Origin of the sequence: Methanoregula sp. (assembly GCF_035543475.1) — an archaeon.
GTDB lineage: Archaea > Halobacteriota > Methanomicrobia > Methanomicrobiales > Methanospirillaceae > Methanoregula.
Genome location: NZ_DATKKA010000019.1, coordinates 68,679 through 86,626, shown reverse-complemented (window position 1 = coordinate 86,626; position 17,948 = coordinate 68,679). Strand labels below are relative to the sequence as shown.

Genomic DNA, 17,948 nt, shown 5'->3' with positions numbered 1-17,948 from the left:
GGGCTCCTGCCGGCCTTCCGGCCCACCGGCTCCCTTTGGGATCCCGGGTGTTCCTGCAGGTTACGAGAGGACTGCCGGGAAGAGACTGGTGACGCCCAGCTGGACCACGATGCAGACCGCGAGGATGACCCCTGCCACCCCGACAGCCACCGCCGTATTGCCGTACTTGATCTCGCGGAGCACGTCCATCGTGGGGCTCACCTGCGCCACAAGGTACATGGCAAAATAAACCGAGCCAATGGCAAGGACGATGGTTACCAGCAGGAGGACAAGGACGAGTGCGAGGTGCAGGATCCCATCGGGGGTCAGCACGCCTTCGGCTGCAATGGCAAAAAGCCCGGAGAGGATTGCCTGGACACCGGCATAGACGGGAAGCGAGATGCCAAGAAAGACCGAAAAGATCAAAACCCCGACAGCACAGTTCCCCTTCCGGAGTTCGCCCGGCGCATCGAACCCCCCGGTGAGGTGGTTGAAGGTAGAGAGCCCTGCATACAGTGCGACCACGGAAAAGAGGATGGCTACCGCAAGCCGGACCACCCCGATAACTGCTGGAACGATGATCATCATGTGCCGGTCACCCTTGTTTCCTGTACGGTACACTCTCGTTGCCCGGGTAAATAAGTTCAGGTCTTTTTCCCGGCAGCCCGGTCAGTCGATCAAGAGGAGCGCCATGAGCTCGGGATGCCCTTTGACGGGAAACGCGATCGGCATGCCCGCCTTTTCTGCGGTCGCAACCATGTTGACACCCACCGCGTGCTCGGGGATCCGGGCCTGCGTCGGGTGGATGCAGATACCGCCCTTCACGTTACAGGTCTCGCAGAGCCGGCACGAGCCGTTCACAAACGCGAGCGCGAACGGGTTGCCGGCGTTAAAAGCGATCCGTTCGAGCTCAAGCATCATCGGGGCAAAGGCGCCGGTGCCGTTGAAATGGTCCTTCCAGAACTTTTCCGCCTGTGCTTTCCTGTCGGCAGGGGCCGCAGGGTCGAGCCAGTATTTGTAGATCGAGCAGATCACGTCAGGCTCTGCCTGTGCCGGCGAGACAAACTTCACGAGCAGGGCCGCATGGTACTCGGCCAGGACACGCCGGAACTCGTCCGGGGTGGGCACATGCGGCGGGCAGGTGAGCTTCTTCCCGTACCCGATGCAGCCGGCCCGGCATTTCATGGTCACGCGGTTCTCGACAACGATCTCCGATGCAGGGATCACCTTTGCATCCGCCGCGCCGAGCCGGCGGGCGGCCTCTTCGAGGAAGGCATAGTCCCCGGCCGTGGCTTTTGTCTGTTTCATGGCTGTCGTCTCACCATTCTTCTTGGCGTTTACCGGGAGTAAAGCCATCGCATTGTTTGCACTGCGTGGGTTGTACCTTTTTTCGTACCCGGTGGTGAAACATCCGCAGGTATTTACCCACCAAGAGCCGAACTCTGCGATAGTTACCTGCCTCCTATGCCGGCCGTCAGTATCCAGAACCTGAAAAAAAAGTACGGGACTCTTTGTGCTGTTGACAGCATCAGCCTTGAGATCGAAGAGGGCGAGGTCTTCGGGCTTCTGGGCCCCAATGGTGCGGGAAAGACCACCACCTTAATGATGCTTGTCACGCTTGTCCCGCCCACGTCCGGCACTGCCTCGGTAAACGGCTTTGATATTGTTACCCGGGCAGACAAGGTGAGAAAATCGATCGGTGTGGTCTTCCAGGACCCCAGTTCCGACGAGACCCTGACCGGCTACGAGAACCTCAAACTGCACGGCATGCTGTACGATATGCCTGCACCCTTACGCGAACAACAGATTGCCGAAGTCCTTGCGCTTGTCGGGCTTACCGGGCGAAAAGACGACGTGGTGAAAAAATATTCCGGCGGAATGCGGCGGAGGCTCGAACTGGCCCGGGGCCTGATGCACCATCCCAGAATCCTCTTTCTTGACGAACCCACCCTTGGCCTTGACCCCCAGGCACGGGAGCACATCTGGGAGTACGTAAAAAACCTGGCAGAAAAGAAAAATATCACGATTATTCTTACCACCCACTACATGGAGGAGGCAGACCGGCTCTGCGACCGGATCGCTATCATTGACCGGGGGAAAGTGGCAGCGCTTGGCCCTCCGGCCCGGCTCAAGCAGGAGATCGGCGGGGACCGGGTGTTCCTGCAGGGGGCAAAAGGAGACGGTGAACACTTCAGGGATCTTGCGTTTGTCACGCAGGCCGTGCCGGTCCCGGGCGGTATCAGTCTTGTCGTGCAGGACGCACGACGGCACCTGCAGGAGATCCTTGCCCGGTCGGGCCCGGTAGAATCAGTAGATGTCCGGCCGGTGACGCTTGAGGACGTGTTCCTGCATTATACGGGAAGGGAGATGCGGGAAGGATCGCCGGAAGGCGACTGGGCAACCAAGGCCATGCAGGCGGGGGTACGCAGATGAGCGACCTCTCCGGGATCTATGCACTCTGGTACCGGGAGTTCAAGGTCTTTTTGCGCGAGCGGTCCCGGCTGGTTGCATCCATCGTAAACCCGGTCCTGTGGCTGCTCATCATCGGCGGAGGGTTCGGGTCCGTTATTTCGTTTGGGAATGTCAGCTTCCTCACCTTCCTTTTCCCGGGGATCCTTGTCCAGCTCTCGCTCTTCTCTGCAGTCTTTTTCGGCGTGTATATTGTCTGGGACAAAAAAATCGATTTCTTAAAAGAGGTCCTGGTCTCCCCGCTGTCCCGGACCTCCATATTTATCGGCAAGGTCCTGGGGGGGTCCACGGATTCCCTCATCCAGCTCGCCATCCTTCTCGTACTGGGCTATCTCTTTTCCCTGGCAGGGATCATGGAACCACTTCCCTTTTCGGTGACGGCAATCGTCATGGTGCTCGCGTTCCTGTTCGTGATTACCGCAGGTTTTGCAAGCATCGGTCTCATCCTTGGGTCCCAGATGGAGAGCCCGGAAGGGTTCCAGCTGATCGGCAGCTTTCTGGTCACGCCCATGTTCTTCCTTTCCGGGGCGCTCTTTCCCATCGACAATCTTCCCGGCTGGCTCATGCCGTTTGTTCTTCTGAACCCGGCCACGTACGCGGTGGACGGGATCCGTGGAATCCTTGTGGGGCTGCACCAGTTCGCTGTCGGCCTTGATTTTCTTATTATCTGCCTCTTTTCGGCAGCCATGATCCTCATCGGGACGTATGCATTCCGGAAGATGCGGTTATGAACCGTGCAAAAAGAGATTTGGACTTTGATTTTTGCCGAGGCAGCGGGCCGGGCAAAAAAGACTGAGGGATCAGGCATCCCGGTACCGGGTGTATTTCAGGGAAATATCAGGTGCTTATCCTGTACACCCCTTTTGGAACCGAGATCTCAAACCTTGCCCCCTTGCCAAAGGTCCCGTTCTCCTGGATCTTCATCCCGGTGATCTCGAGGATTTCACGCGACAGGAAAAGACCAAGGCCGGTGTTTTTGCCAAATCCCTTGGTGAACAGGTGGGGATGATCTTCCGGTGCAATTCCATTCCCGTTGTCTTCGATAATGATCTTTAATCCCGAATCCACTTCTTCGGAATAGATATGGATCGATGTCATCGTTGTGCCGCCATGGCGGAGGGCGTTTTCAATCAGGTTGTAAAAGATCTTCTCCAGAAGCGGGTCTGCCAGCACCTTTACCTCGTGGATGTCCGTGGTGACCTGGACACGTCCCAGGGGGAGCGCGGCAACAGAGCGGAAAATGCAGCCTCCCACGTCCTGCCATATGGGCTCATTCACACCGATCGTCTGGTAGTCCTGGGTGAATTTTATGTGGCGTTCTATCGTGGAGGAGATCTTTGCGAGCTTTCTGATATACTCCTCAATCTCCTGCGGAGGCGAGGCCAGCCTGCAGAGCTCGATGTACGAGTTCAGGGCGGTGAGCTGGTTGAGGATATCGTGCCGGGTAATACTTGACATGAGCCCGAGTTTCTTATTGGCAAGGGCAAGGGCGTCCTGGGCCATCTTACGGTCCGTAATGTCCACCATAAAAAGGAGGAGGCCGGTGACGGCCCCGTTTTCACCAAAAACGGGTAACTTCTCGGTCTGCACCCAGCGGGTTTCTCCCGATGCATCGGTTATCTGCTCGATAATATTGAGTTTTGGTTTTCCCGTCCTGATTACGTCGAGATCGTCCTTGTAGTACTGATCGGCGAGTTTTTGGGGGAACAGATCCCGGGCGTTCTTTCCCACGATCTGGTCGGGAGGCCGGCCAAAGGCCCGGGCAGCTGCGGGGTTTACCCGGATAAACGTATTCCCTGTGTCCTTGTACCAGATCATGGCAGGGGCATTATCGATGATGGCCTGGAGCTCCCCGCTCATGGCCCTGAGGGCCTGTTCGTTCTTCTTTCGCCGGGTGATGTCATGCAGGATATGGACGCTGCCGGTGATTTTCCCGTCCTGGCCAAAGAGAGGAGAGACCGTGAGCTGGTAATCCCCGTGAAGGTTCTCCTCATGGATATCGATCGTGTGGCTCCTGCGGTCCGCAAGGAGCTGAGTGTGCGGGCAGATAACCGGAGGAGACGAGGCATGGTGGACAAGCTCGTAACAGTGCCTGCCGGCGGCTGCCCCCGGTAAAAGGCCCAAAGCATCTGCCATTGCCCTGTTCAGCCGCCGGACCTGGTAGTTCTCATCGATGATCGCGATCAGGTCCGGGACAGCGTCAAAGGTACGCTCCCATTCGTCGCGGGACCTGACCACCTCGTTGAAAAGCTGTTTTCGTTCCGTGATGTCGCGGATGACCGAAAGGACCAGCCGTTTCCCGCCGATCTCAACCACGTGGGCGTTGACTTCAACCGGGACCGTTCCCCCATCCTTTTTCCGGTGAACGGTCTCAAAGATCACGGAACCCTTTGCCAGTAACTGGTTCCCGATCTCTGTAAGAGGAATAGAGTGGTACTCCGCAGATATGTCCAGCGGCGAAAGCTGCAGGAGCTCTTCCTTGGTATACCCGAGCATCCTGCAGGAGACTTCGTTTGCATCCACATACTTTCCCGGAAGGCCGTTATCATCAATTTCATGCAGTTCGATCCCGTCATTCGCGGCATTGAAGATCTCGCGGAATTTTGCCTCGTTTACCTTGATCTCCTCGTTTGCTTTTGCGAGTTCCTCGGTCCGCTGCCGTACCCACTCGGCAAGCCGGGCATGCTCGGCCTGGAAATTCCGGTCGAGCCCGAATTTGTAGAGCGCTATTTCGATCTCGGTCCGGATTGTCTGTTCGTCGTACGGTTTGATCAGGTACCCGTACGGGCGGGTCTCTTTTGCCTTCTCAACGATGTCGGGATCCGCGTACATCGTGAGGTAAATGACCGGGACAAATTGGCGCGAGAGAATGTCCCTTGCCGTATCAATGCCGCTCATCTTTCCGCCGAGGCTGATGGCCGAAAGAATCAGGTCAGGGACCTGCTTGTCCACGATATCGACAGCCTCTTCTCCCGTGCGTGCGATACCGGCGATCTCGTACCCGAAGGAAACCAGCATTTCCCGGAGTTTTTTCGCAGAAGCTTCATCCTTTTCAATAATCAGGATGGACTTTTTTTCCAAGGGACCCACCTTACGGAGTATTAATCCGCAGATCCATTTGTCCTTTTGGGCCCCGGAGCTTGCCCGGGGACTGTCGTTGCCCCGCGTGCGGGTGTGCAGCCAACACTCCCGTTACCCGAACGCGAGGTACAGGAAATAGATCCCGATCGCGATGATCAGGACACCAACCACCCGGTCGAAGACCTCGCCGCTGATCCGGGCCTTCTCCTTGATCTGCTTTCCCACGGCACCGCCAAGCGAGCTGATGGCAATGAGCGGGATGGAGAGACCGACCGCGTACACAAGCATCGTAAACACTCCCTCGACTGCGGTCTGGTACAGGGCAATGTATGTCAGGACGATAAGGAGCATCGGGGCGCCGCGGCCAACCGTGATAGCCCCGAATGACAGGCCCAGCAGGAACGCGCCGGTGATCGTGTAGGAGACCGGCACCTTAAAAAACCGGAAGATGCTCCGTATCGGCGGCTTGTAGAGATGGAGGAGCTGCAGCCCCATCAGGATGAGCAGCACACCGCCGATCGCCCATGCGGCTGCACTGCTGATAAAGAGGAGGTACTTCCCGATGAACCCGGCAATAAACCCGAGCGGGAGGAGGACAAGGACGGTCCCGATGCAGAACGAGATTGTCAGCATAAGGATGTTTTGCAGGGACAGTTTTGTCTCGCCGCTCGTGAGATACCCGATCAGTCCCAGGCACAGGACACTGTTGCACGGGCAGATCCCGGCAATGAGACCGAAGACAAAGATGCCGATGATGGACGGATCGAATGCTGCCATGTCCCATTCCCCTGCACCGCAAAATGTGCCGGTGCGCCTTAGTCCTCTCCGCGGATCATCGGCCCTAAGAGATCGCGAACAGGATCATTCAGGTTCTCGACCCGGGTAAGGGCAAGACAGCAGATCTTCCCCTCCTTTCCCCAGCTGACAAGCGCAAACTTTTCCCCGGCCCCTGCCCCGATCTTCTCCCTGACGTCTTTGGGGAGCACCATCTGTCCCCGCTCGTCAATGGAGAGGACGGCTTCGAGCCGGCAGACGGCATCCGGCCCGCATTTGCACACGGACGTTTCCAGATCGCCGGTGACATGGATCTCCTTTTTTTTAGCCATAGTCCCTTCCCGGGAAGAGCTGCACGCTCTTCGTTCTTAAACCTTATCAGATAAATCAGAATTTTCTGAATTTCCTGAGCGAGACTTCTCTTGCAAAAGGCAGGCGGGGCCGGGGACACACCATCCGGCTGTCGCCCGTGGTCGTCCAGTCTCACACCGCCCGTCGTATCCCCGGCACCCGGGCAAAAAGCGTCCGGATCTCTTCAGACAAAACTCCGCAGTCTCTGGATCATGGCAAGCCGGTCAGTGGCTTCCTTCCTTTTCTCTGACTCAATACAGTCCATGATCTCGGGAAGAGGCTTTGCAAGCCTGTACATGCAGACCGGCCGCCCCCTGCTCTCGAACCGGGTCTCGCGGCTGGAGATCCAGCCATAATCCATGAGGGCCCGCATGACAAGGCTCACTTCCGGCTGGCGCATATCGGCACCCCGTTCTACGGCGCGGGAGCTCGCCTCAGGGTGGTTTGCCAAAAACACCAGGACCTTTGCAATGTTTTTCCGGAGTCCGATCCCGATGAGGAGGTTTGCGAACTCTTCCTCCTCTGCTGAAAAATACACCAGTCGCTCTGTTCTCATAAAAATTCCATCCTTGTCCCGATATTAAATACACACCAATATATTCTGTTTTACGACTAAACGGGATAAAAAGAGCGATAAGTGAAGATTTTTTTGCAGTTCCCCGGGGCATGGTTACATCATCTCAGCCGTCCAATAATAGATAGAAGATTCTCCCTGCAGCAAAAAAACCGCCACAGGGACTTTTTGATTTTCTAAAAAACAAGCACCAGGACAACCGCAGGGAAAACCATGGAAAAAATCAGCTATGAAACTCCGGAAATTTTCGTGCCCACGGAAATTCAGCTCGATATCCTCCGGGCTGTTGCCGACAGGCAGGGCTGTCATATCAGGGATATCGTGAATACGTTGTACCCGGACCGCAGCGAGAGCAGCATCCGGTCCGGTGTCCGCATTCTCCTCTCCAAACACTGTCTTGATGAGGGAAAATCCTCAAGCGAGATCGTCCTGCGCCTGACGTCGCGGGGCCGGATCCTGCTCAAGCCCGAAGAAGCACCCTGACCGGGCAGTCTTTTTTTTTTGGATACGGGTTTTTTAGGTAAAGTGCTGTCCCGCGAGCGCCGGCTGAAGTACCGGACCGGGAGATTACGGGAAAAAGTACCGGATCAACCGTTGCCGGCGGGAAACGGGCCCGGGCCGGGATAGCCTTTTACGTTCCCCTCCCGGGCGTCAGCACGGTAACGCGTATCCGGCAGTGCCGGCAGGAGACAATCCGTGCGTTTTTAAAATGGTCCCGGGGCGAGCTGTTGACAATGGTGCTCTTGGTCATGCAGGAGGGGCAGGTATACAGGATCGTGTATCCGGTCCGGGTGCCCTCTGCTTCAGGATAAACTTTCAGGGTTTTCATGATCCGGGTTTTTGCAGGTATTCCTCTGGCCCGGCTCCCTGCTGCTCTGCGGAGTCACGGGTTTTTGCGATCAAAAAACGTTCTGCAAAAGAGCCAGGATGCCGGAAAAACGGGTTCCTTCGAATAATTCCCGGAGGGCAAAACGGTTAAGCGTGCGTACAGTCTTCGCTCTCCCGGCAGATAGAATGATGCACGGTAACAGGTGCAAAATCCAAAAAAAAGATCTGTGCCCCAAAAAGGGGTTACAGGTAATTGTTCTTCCGTAACCAGACTGTCTGGGGAGGCAGGTACCGGTACAGGATATCACATTTTGAGTCCTGGAAACTCCAGGGAGCGACAATCAGGATGTCGCCTTCGCGGATCCAGGCGCGTTTCTTGATCTTGCCCTTGATCCTGCCCATCCGTTCGATGCCATCATGGCACTGGACACGGATATGGTTTGCGCCCATCATCAGGTCGGCGCGGGCGAACTGCTCATTGAGCCGCTTTTTAGGCAGCCGTATACGGACAACCGGTGTCCCATCGGGATTGAATTCAGGTTGACCATCGGAACTGCCAGGTTTTTTTCCATGATTATTAATGCAAACATCTCCGGGAGATGTAGAATTAATGGCGTGTAGCATGATGAAGGTATGGATGGGGGCGCATCGGGGAAAACGGGAAGGTACGGCAGGGCATCCGGGGCTTCCGGTCAAGGCGTTGCAAAAGGACGGCGTTTACAAAAAAACAGGGATGGTTTTTTAGCGTTTCCAGACGTCCACGCTCGACATGTTCTTTCCGTGGTAGGTGATCTCGCCCGCGGTGAACACGAGCACCACGAAATCAGGATTCTCCGGTGTCTTAAAGTGCTGTTCGAGCATCGGGTTCCAGTACTTTTTTTTCGTGGCAATATCATCGTGGACCTTGCCTTTTGCCACAATCTCCACGTACGGATCGGAGTATTCCTTTCCCGACCAGATGGCAAGGGCTGCGTCAGGGTTTTTCTGGATCTGCCCGACCTTTTTTGAGGCCTTCATCGTCGCCCCGACCAGGGTCATGTCAGGCATGCCGGCAAGCACCATGAACCGGACCGCCGGGTGTTTGCCGTCCAGCGTTGCAACAGCGGCAACATGAGGGCCACTGATGACTTCCAGGATCTGCTCTTTGAGTGGCATGGTGGTCAATATCCTCCCGGATCCCATAAAGGTGCGGGTAGAGGAGGGAGGGATGCGACCTGCCGGGGGAAAAACCCCGGTCTGTCACCGGATTCTGGCCTCGATCTCCTGGAGGCGGGTTTTCTGGACCCTTATTGTGGCATCCAGGTTTTTGAGCGCCTGGCCGATACTGTCATTCGAGGTGGAAAACGAGTTATTGAGATTATACCGGGTCTCGAAAATATTCAGGAACCGCTTGTTGATATCGATGCTCCGCACAAGAAGGGCATATTCCCGGATAATCTCGCTGTCAATACCCTCCCGGGTGGCCCGGTCCACGTTGGACCGGATCGCCTGCCGGCGCTGGAGCACGTGCTCGATCGCAGAAAACAGCTCAAAGTCGGTGACCGGCTTAAGGACATAATCCTCGATTGCATCGCCGTACTTCTCCATTTCGGCAGGAGTCAGCTGTTTTGAGGTGAGCATGAGGACCGGGGTCGATGCCGTGGCCGCATCCTTTTTGATCGTTTCCAGTACCTCCCAGCCGTCTCGTGGTTCCATCATGATATCGAGGAGGATAAGGTCCGGGGTAACTGTTTTGAGGGTTTCGAGACCTTCCTCCCCCCCATAGGCGGCAAAGGTGCGGTACCCTCCGTGTTCCAGCATCTCTACAAATACATCAGCGACAGCACGATGATCGTCCACCACGAGAATTGTGTGCATCTGTGTCACCTTTTGTTGATGTGTTGGTACTGATCAGGATCAAACGTCAGGACAGATGAACCCTCGGTTTTTAATTTCATCCCTGAAACCGGCCACACGACAAAAAAGGATTTTCCAGGGAAGCGTTTTTGTCCGGGTTTTTCCTCCCGTACAATCCCCCGTGCGTACCACCGCCCGGCACCTCAGAGGTGGTCACAGACAATCGGTTTAAATCCCCGGTCACACAATGTAGGATTAATTCCGGGAAACATCCCCGCAAACGGGATCTCCGGCCCCGGTGGTGCCGGGCCGGGGGACTCCCCGGGAAGGAAAGCGGTTGTTTCCGGCAGGAAGGCAGGAGTATGTGAACATGGACGTCCAGGCATTTTCGCAACAGGCTATCCGGAAAAATGCCCCCTGGATTGCCGGGGTAGTGCTCACCATCTTCTGCATTGCGGTAAGCATTGTCTCGTTTGAAAACGGGCTCTATTCCGTCTACCAGAACTTCTTTTATTTCCCCATCATCCTCTTCTGTTTTTTTTATGCAAAACGGGGATTTGTAATTTCTGTCCTGGTATCCCTGGCCTATTTTGACCTCTTCGCGCAGTTTAGCCGGGACCCTGTTCTCATCGAAGGTGCCCTTGAACGCGTAATCTTTTTTATTGCGATCGCCGCGATCATCACGTATCTCTCGCTTGCCCTCCGGAAAAAGACGAGCGATCTGGAAGAGAGCGAGAAAAACCTCAAAAATGATGAGCAGAGACTGCAACGATCCCAGACCGTTGCGCATATCGGGAGCTGGGAAATTGACCTGCGCAAGAACAGGCTGTGGGGATCCGATGAAGCGTACCGGATATACGGTCTTGTCCCCTCTCCTGCAGGTGATATTCCTGTTGATAAGGTGGACGCCTGCACCACCGACAGGGACACGGTCATCCAGGCACGGGAAGATTTTCTTGCAGGAAAGAGGCCGTACGATATCGAGATGACCATCACGGCAGCAGACGGCTCCGGTACAAAGATCGTCCGGTCTGTAGGGGAAATGGTCCGTGACGAGACCGGCACCCCGGTAAAGGTACTGGGTGTGATCCAGGATATCACCGAGCAAAAGAAAGCCGGACGGAAATTACGGGACAGCGAGGAGAGGTTCCGTGAGTTTATGTCCCGTCTGCCGGCTGCCGCTTTTGTCAAGAGCGGCACCGGGCAGACGCTGTATGTCAATCCCTATCTCCAGGACCTGCTGGGTATCCATGACTGGGAGGGAAAGAACACTCCCGAACTGGTTGACGGGCAGACCGGGCTGCAGATGGCTGATGACGACAGGAAAGCCCTTGCAGAAGGCCCCCTTGAGATCCAGGAAAACGTGACGGACTCTCACGGCGTCATGCGCACCTTCAAAACCATAAAATTTCCCCTCCGCATTGAGGGAAAGCCGGTGCTTCTCGGGGGAATCTCTATCGATATCACCGGGCAAAAGCGCCTGGAGGAAGAACTCCGGGAAAGCGAGAGGAAATTTTCGATTATTTACGAGCAGTCCCCGATCGCCATCTCCCTCTGTGACGCCCAAAACGGAAATTTTGTGGATGTGAATTCTGCATGGCTTACCCTGTACGGGTTTAACCGCGAGGACGTGATCGGGAAGAACTCCGATGAACTGGGGATCAGTCTCGATCCCGGGGTACGCGCCGGCCTGTATGCCGAGCTCCGGAAGAAAGGGCATATCCGGAACCGGGAGATCACCACCTACCGCACGAAAACCCTTGAGAACCCGGTTCTTTTCGTCAGCCTTGAGCTCCTGGAGATTGGCGGGAAGACGTACGTGCTGACCTCAGCGCTGGACATCACCGAACGGTACCGGACCGGGGCTGCACTCGACCTTGCCCGCAGGAAACTGCATATCCTCAACACCCTCACCACGCAGGATCTCAAAAGCCAGGCCTTTACCCTGCTTGGCTATTTCGACCTGGAAAAAAGTACCGGGACAAAAGGGAAGGAATCTGCGTATTTCGAAAAAGAGGAGGCACTGATCCGGGCAATGGGAGATACCCTTGCGTTTGCCGAGGATTACCAGAATATGGGGCTTCGGCCCCCACTCTGGGTAAACGCCGAAGAAGTCTTCATTTACGCAATCTCCCACCTGGACTTCCGCACCATCACCCGCAGGAGTTCCCTTGGGTCCCTTGAGATCTATGCAGACCCCCTGCTGGAACGGGCGTTTTTCTCTCTCCTGCAGGCCATTACCCTGTACGGGGAACACGTGACAGAGGTGACCCTCCGTTACGAGGAGTCTCCCGCCGGTCTTGTCCTCCTTATCGAAGATAACGGGGCAGGCATCCCCCAAAATGACAAGGAAATGATCTTCGAACGCGGGTTTCGGAAACCGGGAGACTACGGCCTGTTCCTTGCCCGCGAGATCCTCTCCATCACCCAGATGACCATACGGGAGAACGGGGTCCCGGGCAAAGGCTCACGGTTCGAGATTACGATCCCCCGGGGCGGGTACCGGTTCAAAACCGCGTAAGCAACCCTTCGGGTACATATCCCGCAGGGGCTGTTTTCCCCGGAGAAAATCCCCGCAGCCGTTTTTTACTTTCCCGTTTCTTCCTGCACTCCGGCAAGGCGGTACATATCTTTTGGCACCACCATCTCGAACCGGGCGCCGTTACCCGGCTTGCTGGTCTCGGAAATGGTAATTCCGGTAATCGAGAGGATCTCGCGGGACAAAAAGAGGCCAAGGCCGGTATTTTTCCCAAATCCTCTCTCGAAAATGCGCTTTTTATCCCCGCTGCTGATCCCGGCCCCGTCATCCTCGCAGATGAGAATAAGAGTATTACCGGCTTTTTTGGAGAAGAACCGGATGTGTGTCAGATTCCCCCCGCCATGCCGGAGAGCATTGTCGATCAGGTTAGAGAAGACCTTCTCCACCAGCGGGTCGGAGAATATTTCAGTTCCCCCGGGGAGATCGTTTATCACGCTGATCTTTCCCACGTTGGCTTTCGTTACCGCCATGTCAACGAGAGCGCGGCAATCCTGCCAGAGTGGGGCTTTGATACCGATCTCTTCGTATTCCCGGGTAAACGTGATATTGGCAGAGATGCGCTCCACGGTGGTTTTCACTTTCCCGAAATACTCGGCAAATGCGGGCTCGGACCGGTTCTTTTCCATCAGGTGGAGGTAGCCCTGCAGTAGGGTCAACAGGTTGTTGATATCGTGTCGGGTGACACTGGAGAGAAGATTGAGTTTCCGGTTTACCTGGCGGAGCGCCTCATCAGCCCTCTTGCGTTCGCTGATGTCCCGGATCATTGTTACACCCACCTTTTTCCCCTGAAGTGTAACCACATGGGAATTGATCTCGACCGGAACAATAGTTCCATCCTTTCTCCGGTGTCCGGTCTCAAAAATCGATTGGCCTGTTGCAGACAGTTCTGCGATTATGTCATTGAAAGGCCGGCTGTGGTATTCAGTAACAATGTCAAGAGGCCCGAACTTTAGCAGCTCTTCACGCGTATATTGAAGCATCCTGCAGGCGGCTTCGTTTACCTCAATAAATTTTCCCGGCTTCCCGTCGGGCATAATCTCGTGAATGTGAATCCCATCATTTATTGTGTCAAAGATGCCCCGGAACTTCTCCTCGCTTAGCCTGAGGGCCGCCTCCGCCCGCTTGCGTTCGGTAATATCGTGAATGACACCGAAGACAACGTTGCGTTCCGGATCGTACTCCGCGACGGACTGGATGTCCAGGACCGCTCCATCGGACGGCCTTTTGATCCTGAACTCTGACTTGTAGGGAGATTTTCCAGCGATCAGGTCCCGTAAGGCAGCATTGAGGAGAGGACGGTACCCGGGAAGGGGAATCATCTGGACTTTTTCAATGGTCCATTGCGTTTCTCCCAGGCCATACAGGAGACGTGCCCCGCGGGAAGCCTCGACCGTACCTTCATTGAGCCGGAACTCCCAGCTGCCTGACCTGCCGATCTCTTCTGCACGTCTTAACCGGGCCTCACTTTCCCGGAGTGCCTCCTCAGCCGCTTTGCGTTCGGTGATGTTCTCGATCTGGGCAGCAAAGTACTTAAGGGAACCCTGTTGATCGCGGATGGACATGATCCGGACCAATCCCCAGAGGATACTGCCGTCTTTCCTGATATACCGTTTTTCAGTATTATATGCCGGAATCGTTCCTGCCGCCAGTTCCTGTATGTGCACAAGATCACTGTCGAGATGTTCCGGGTGAGTGATATCCTTAAATGACATATCCAGCAGTTCTTTTTCTGAATATCCGGTCATGGATGCCCATGCCGGGTTGACCGCAAAAAACCGGAAATCCGGCGTAACAAGGACCATACCCAGGGGACTGTTTTCGAAGATCTTCCGGAACCTGTCTTCACTCTCCCTTAGTGCCTCATCCATCCGCTTGCGCCCGGTGATGTCCCGGCAGAGGGTCAGGATGGTCAGCCCGTTTGCGGAGGAAACAACCGTTGCATTGATTTCTATGGGCTGGATGGTACCGTCCGGCTTTTGATAATCGATCTCAAACCCCCATGTCCGTCCCTTCCTGAGGCACTGTTCAACCTCTGCGGCATTCCTCGTGAGATCATAGGGGGCAGTCCATTCGGTCACCGGTTTCCCCGTTATATCGGCAAGTGATGACCGGCCGGTAAGCCGGACGTATTCATCGTTTGCCGTAATGACTTTCCCCTCCGTATCCAGGATAACATAGCCGGTGCCGGTGGTCTCAATCAGGTGCCTGTACCGGTCTTCACTTGCCCGGAGTGCATTCTCCGCCTCCTTGCGTTCGGTGATGTTCCGGATAATGGCAAGGACTGCAACTACTTTCCCATTCTCTTCGATGGGGATCTTATGGGTCTCGGTCACAATCTCCGTATCGCCGATTCGGGCAGACTCCTGGGTGACGATAATTTTTCCCTTCAAAAAGACCGTGCGATACTCATCCAGGACGGCGGATGAAAGGAAGGGGAATGCATCGAGGATCGTTTTTCCGATAATGTCATTGTTTTGCCCTATTTCATGCAGCCATGACAGGAGATTGGCATTGGCAAAGGTCACATGAAAATCTTTGTCGACAACGCTGACCGCATCGGGTAACGCCTCAATAATTGACTGGTATTTTCCCTCGTTTTCCCGGAGCGCAATTTCCATCCGCTTGCGTTCGGTGATATCGTGTACAACGAACACCATGCCGGTGGGATTTCCTGCAGTATCCCTCACAAATTCGGCGTTAGCGATAATATCCAGCGTACTCCCGTCAGCCCGCAGTGCACGGTATTCCCCCGGACCGGTAAAAACTCCCTTGTGCATCAGCGCGATATTTGCCCCGGCACGCTCCCGGTCTTCCGGGACAAGGAACATGACAATGGGCTTACCGGGGATCTCCTCCTGCCCATAGCCAAAAATTTTCTGTACCGCGGGGGAGACCTGGCGGATCACTCCCTGGAGATCCGTTATTGCAACAACATCGGGAATGGCATCGAGGATGGATCGGTACCGGGACTCACTCTCCCGCAGGGCCTCCCCGGCCTGTTTTAACGGGGTAATATCCCGGAGGATCCCCTCCACCCCGGCATAGTTCCCGCTGGCATCTTTATAGACATGGCTGCTCGTCGAGACCGTGACCGGTGTGCCGTCTTTTCTTTTGAGGGTGACCTCCCTGTTTGCGACCGACTGGTTTTTTTCGAGGGCCGCAAGGAAGGCTTCTCTCTGTACCGGATCGGCATAAAATTCCGCGGCAGGCCGGCCAATCATCTCCTCTGTCCCCGCATACCCGAGGAGTGCAGCCCCGGAAGGGCTGACAAGGATAAGGTCTCCTTTCCGGTTGGTCCGGTAAAAAATATCCTGCATGTTTTCCAGGATGCTGCGGTAGTCCTGTTCGACAATGGTGCGATACCGCTCTTCGCTCTCCCTGAGTAACTCTTCGACCCGTTTGCGATCGGTGATATCGATATAACTGCTCCGGATGAGCCTCTTTGTGGATGAGGGCAGGCGCACAAGCCGTACTTCAACAACGCGATCTTCGCCCCGGGCGTTCCGGATACGCCGTTCAAACACGAGCTCTGCGCCCTCCATCACCTGTCTGCGGTGTTCAGGGACGGTTTCGCGGAATGGCCGGCCGTCGGACTGGTCAGGCAGGTAGAACTGCTGGGGACCGGCATCGAACAACTGCTGGCGGCTGCACCCGAACAACTGTTCGGCCTTTGCATTCGCCTCCACGTACCGGTCGAGATCCATGTCAAAAACAAGGATTGCCTCGGGGGCTTTCTCGATCAATGTCCGGAACCGCTCCTCGCTTTCCTTCAATGCGGAACCGATCTGCCTGCTGGTCTCGATCTCCTCTTCCAGCATCTGGTTGGCAGCACTCAGGTCGGCCGTCCGCTGGTTTACCCGGTCTTCCAGTTTATCGCAGGCATCCCTGATTTCCTCTTCCGCTGCCTTCCGGGCGGTGATGTCCCGGACGATGCCAAGGACGCGGTCGGCAGTAAGCCGGACGATCCTTGCCTCGAACCAGGAGGTGCCGGCAGGCACAGAAAGTTTGTATTCGACCTGCTGGAGGGCACCGGTCTCAATTGCTGCTGATATTGCATGAAGGACCGCCTTTTTTGCATCCTCATCAAAGCCGGCGTCAAACAGATTCCTTCCGATGATCCGGGAGGGCGGCAGGGCCAGAAGGTTCGTGTCTGCTGCCTGGAAATCGAGACAGGTTCCGTCACGTGCGATCACAAAAAGAAGGTCGGGCATCGCAGCGATCATGGCGGCGTTGCGGCGCTTGCTCTCTTCCAATGCGATCTCTGTGATCTTTTCTTCCGTAATATCCCGGCCTACCGACTGGTATTCGGCAACCGTCCCTGACAGATCGAAGATGGCCCGGTCGCTCCACCAGTGCCACCGCAGGGTGCCATCCGGCATGATAACCCGGTGCTTGATAGTACCGGCCGGATGATCCACGGTCAGGGAAGCAAAGAACCGGTCCACACGCTCCCGGTCTTCGACCGGGATTTCCGGCCTGAACCGGTGCCCGAGGAGCTCGTCGCGCTGCATGCCGAAATACCGGCAATACGCTTCATTGACGAAAACATGGGTTCCGTCCGGCAAAAACCGGGAGATAAATTCGGTCTGGTCCTCAACCACGTTCCTGTACTGCTTCTCGCTTTCCTGGAGCAGGCGCTGGCTTTTTGCCAGTTCGTCATAATTCTGCTTGAGCTCTTCTTCGGTCACCGTCAGCTGTTCATACGCGGTCTGGAGGTCCTCGTTGCGGCGGGCACTCTCCATCTCTGCAGATTTACGTTCCGTGATATCGGAATACATGGCAAAGGACCCCGCGAACCTGCCCTGCGGGTCCATGAGGGGGGTTGCAGATACCTGCATCCACCGGATACTCCCGTCTTTTTGTACAAGGCGGCGCTCGTACCGCCCGCTCTTCCCCTGCCTGCGTTCCTCCAGACGGGCGGCCTGATCCGGCAGGTCTTCGGCTGCAACAAACAACAGGAGATTTTTGCCCTGCATCTCCTCTGCAGTGTACCCGAGCATCTCCGCCATGCGCCGGTTTACATAAACCGTGTCAAACTTCTCATCCATCTGCCAGATACCCTCGTCCGCGGTATCGACAATCCGGCGGTATTTGTCCTCACTTTTCGCCAGATCGTTCTCGGCCTGTTTTCGTTTCACGGCCTGGATGACATGGTGCTCGAGTTCGGCGAACTGCGACACCGGTTCCCCGCCTTTCTGGAGATAGAAATCGGCGCCTTCGTTTAACGCCTGGATGACCACCTCCTCGCGTCCTCTCCCGGTAAAAAGGATAAACGGGATGATGTTTCCCGAAGCCCTGACCTTTCTTAAAAATTCAATGCCATCCATCACCGGCATCTGGTAATCCGAGATGATGGCGTCGTAGGTCTTCTCCTTCATCAGGGCAAGTGCGGCTGGTGCGGAGACAATCGTGTCGACAGAAAAGTGCCCGCTCTGCTCAAGGAAGAGTTTGCCGATCTCAAGCAGCCCGGCTTCATCGTCGACATAGAGAACGGAATACATGACAGGGACAGGTGTA

At 55.7% G+C, this 17,948-nt stretch carries 15 protein-coding genes; 4 read left to right on the top strand and 11 right to left on the bottom strand.

The genetic code is table 11. The annotated features are described in order from the left end of the window. Positions 1–60: 60 nt before the first annotated feature. Together VMS83_RS06610 and VMS83_RS06605 are read right to left on the bottom strand one after the other, a co-directional pair. The gene (locus VMS83_RS06610; protein ID WP_325411079.1) at positions 61–567 is read right to left on the bottom strand and encodes a DUF350 domain-containing protein; all 507 of its coding nucleotides are present in this window, start codon (positions 565–567) and stop codon (positions 61–63) included. Positions 568–648: 81 nt separating this feature from the next. Then, the gene (locus tag VMS83_RS06605) at positions 649–1,287 is read right to left on the bottom strand and encodes a DUF2284 domain-containing protein (protein WP_325411077.1); all 639 of its coding nucleotides are present in this window, start codon (positions 1,285–1,287) and stop codon (positions 649–651) included. A 156-nt stretch (positions 1,288–1,443) separates the two neighbouring features. On the opposite strand from VMS83_RS06605, the gene VMS83_RS06600 reads away from it, so the two are divergent. Together VMS83_RS06600 and VMS83_RS06595 are read left to right on the top strand one after the other, a co-directional pair. Beyond that, entirely contained in the window at positions 1,444–2,412 is a 969-nt protein-coding gene (locus VMS83_RS06600) for an ATP-binding cassette domain-containing protein (protein ID WP_325411075.1), read from the top strand. Next, positions 2,409–3,179: an ABC transporter permease gene (locus tag VMS83_RS06595; RefSeq protein ID WP_325411073.1), complete on the top strand. Its 771-nt coding sequence runs from the start codon at positions 2,409–2,411 to the stop codon at positions 3,177–3,179. Before VMS83_RS06600 ends, VMS83_RS06595 begins: the two co-directional genes overlap by 4 nt. Positions 3,180–3,285: 106 nt before the next feature. Here the strand turns inward: VMS83_RS06595 and VMS83_RS06590 are convergent, their stop codons facing one another. The 4 genes from VMS83_RS06590 to VMS83_RS06575 all read right to left on the bottom strand — a co-directional run bounded on the left by VMS83_RS06590 (position 3,286) and on the right by VMS83_RS06575 (position 7,210). Continuing rightward, entirely contained in the window at positions 3,286–5,529 is a 2,244-nt protein-coding gene (locus tag VMS83_RS06590) for a PAS domain S-box protein (RefSeq protein ID WP_325411071.1), read from the bottom strand. 111 nt (positions 5,530–5,640) lie between these two features. Next, entirely contained in the window at positions 5,641–6,306 is a 666-nt protein-coding gene (locus VMS83_RS06585; protein ID WP_325411069.1) for a cytochrome c biogenesis CcdA family protein, read from the bottom strand. Positions 6,307–6,344: 38 nt separating this feature from the next. After that, positions 6,345–6,635 carry an HgcAB-associated protein HgcC gene (gene hgcC / locus VMS83_RS06580; RefSeq protein ID WP_325411067.1) on the bottom strand — a complete coding sequence of 97 codons (291 nt, stop codon included), beginning with the start codon at positions 6,633–6,635 and terminating at the stop codon, positions 6,345–6,347. A 203-nt stretch (positions 6,636–6,838) separates the two neighbouring features. Next, positions 6,839–7,210, bottom strand: coding sequence for an ArsR family transcriptional regulator (locus VMS83_RS06575; protein ID WP_325411065.1), 372 nt, complete (start codon positions 7,208–7,210; stop codon positions 6,839–6,841). A 231-nt stretch (positions 7,211–7,441) separates the two neighbouring features. Here VMS83_RS06575 and VMS83_RS06570 point away from each other — a divergent pair, with 231 nt between their 5' ends. Beyond that, complete coding sequence (locus VMS83_RS06570) at positions 7,442–7,711, top strand: hypothetical protein (protein ID WP_325411063.1); 270 nt, start codon at positions 7,442–7,444, stop codon at positions 7,709–7,711. Between the two features lie 148 nt (positions 7,712–7,859). Here VMS83_RS06570 and VMS83_RS06565 read toward each other — a convergent pair whose 3' ends face one another. The 4 genes from VMS83_RS06565 to VMS83_RS06550 all read right to left on the bottom strand — a co-directional run bounded on the left by VMS83_RS06565 (position 7,860) and on the right by VMS83_RS06550 (position 9,913). Beyond that, positions 7,860–8,057 carry a hypothetical protein gene (locus tag VMS83_RS06565; RefSeq protein WP_325411061.1) on the bottom strand — a complete coding sequence of 66 codons (198 nt, stop codon included), beginning with the start codon at positions 8,055–8,057 and terminating at the stop codon, positions 7,860–7,862. A 242-nt stretch (positions 8,058–8,299) separates the two neighbouring features. Then, positions 8,300–8,680 carry a translation initiation factor eIF-1A gene (eif1A, locus tag VMS83_RS06560; protein ID WP_325411059.1) on the bottom strand — a complete coding sequence of 127 codons (381 nt, stop codon included), beginning with the start codon at positions 8,678–8,680 and terminating at the stop codon, positions 8,300–8,302. 117 nt (positions 8,681–8,797) lie between these two features. Further along, the gene (locus VMS83_RS06555) at positions 8,798–9,211 is read right to left on the bottom strand and encodes a pyridoxamine 5'-phosphate oxidase family protein (RefSeq protein WP_325411057.1); all 414 of its coding nucleotides are present in this window, start codon (positions 9,209–9,211) and stop codon (positions 8,798–8,800) included. Between the two features lie 84 nt (positions 9,212–9,295). Then, on the bottom strand, positions 9,296–9,913 hold the full coding sequence (locus VMS83_RS06550; protein ID WP_325411054.1) for a response regulator: 618 nt from the start codon (positions 9,911–9,913) through the stop codon (positions 9,296–9,298). A 349-nt stretch (positions 9,914–10,262) separates the two neighbouring features. On the opposite strand from VMS83_RS06550, the gene VMS83_RS06545 reads away from it, so the two are divergent. Further along, positions 10,263–12,413, top strand: coding sequence for a PAS domain S-box protein (locus VMS83_RS06545; protein ID WP_325411052.1), 2,151 nt, complete (start codon positions 10,263–10,265; stop codon positions 12,411–12,413). A gap of 65 nt (positions 12,414–12,478) precedes the next feature. On the opposite strand, the gene VMS83_RS06540 is transcribed toward VMS83_RS06545, so the two are convergent. After that, complete coding sequence (locus VMS83_RS06540) at positions 12,479–17,932, bottom strand: PAS domain S-box protein (protein WP_325411050.1); 5,454 nt, start codon at positions 17,930–17,932, stop codon at positions 12,479–12,481. Positions 17,933–17,948 lie beyond the last annotated feature (16 nt).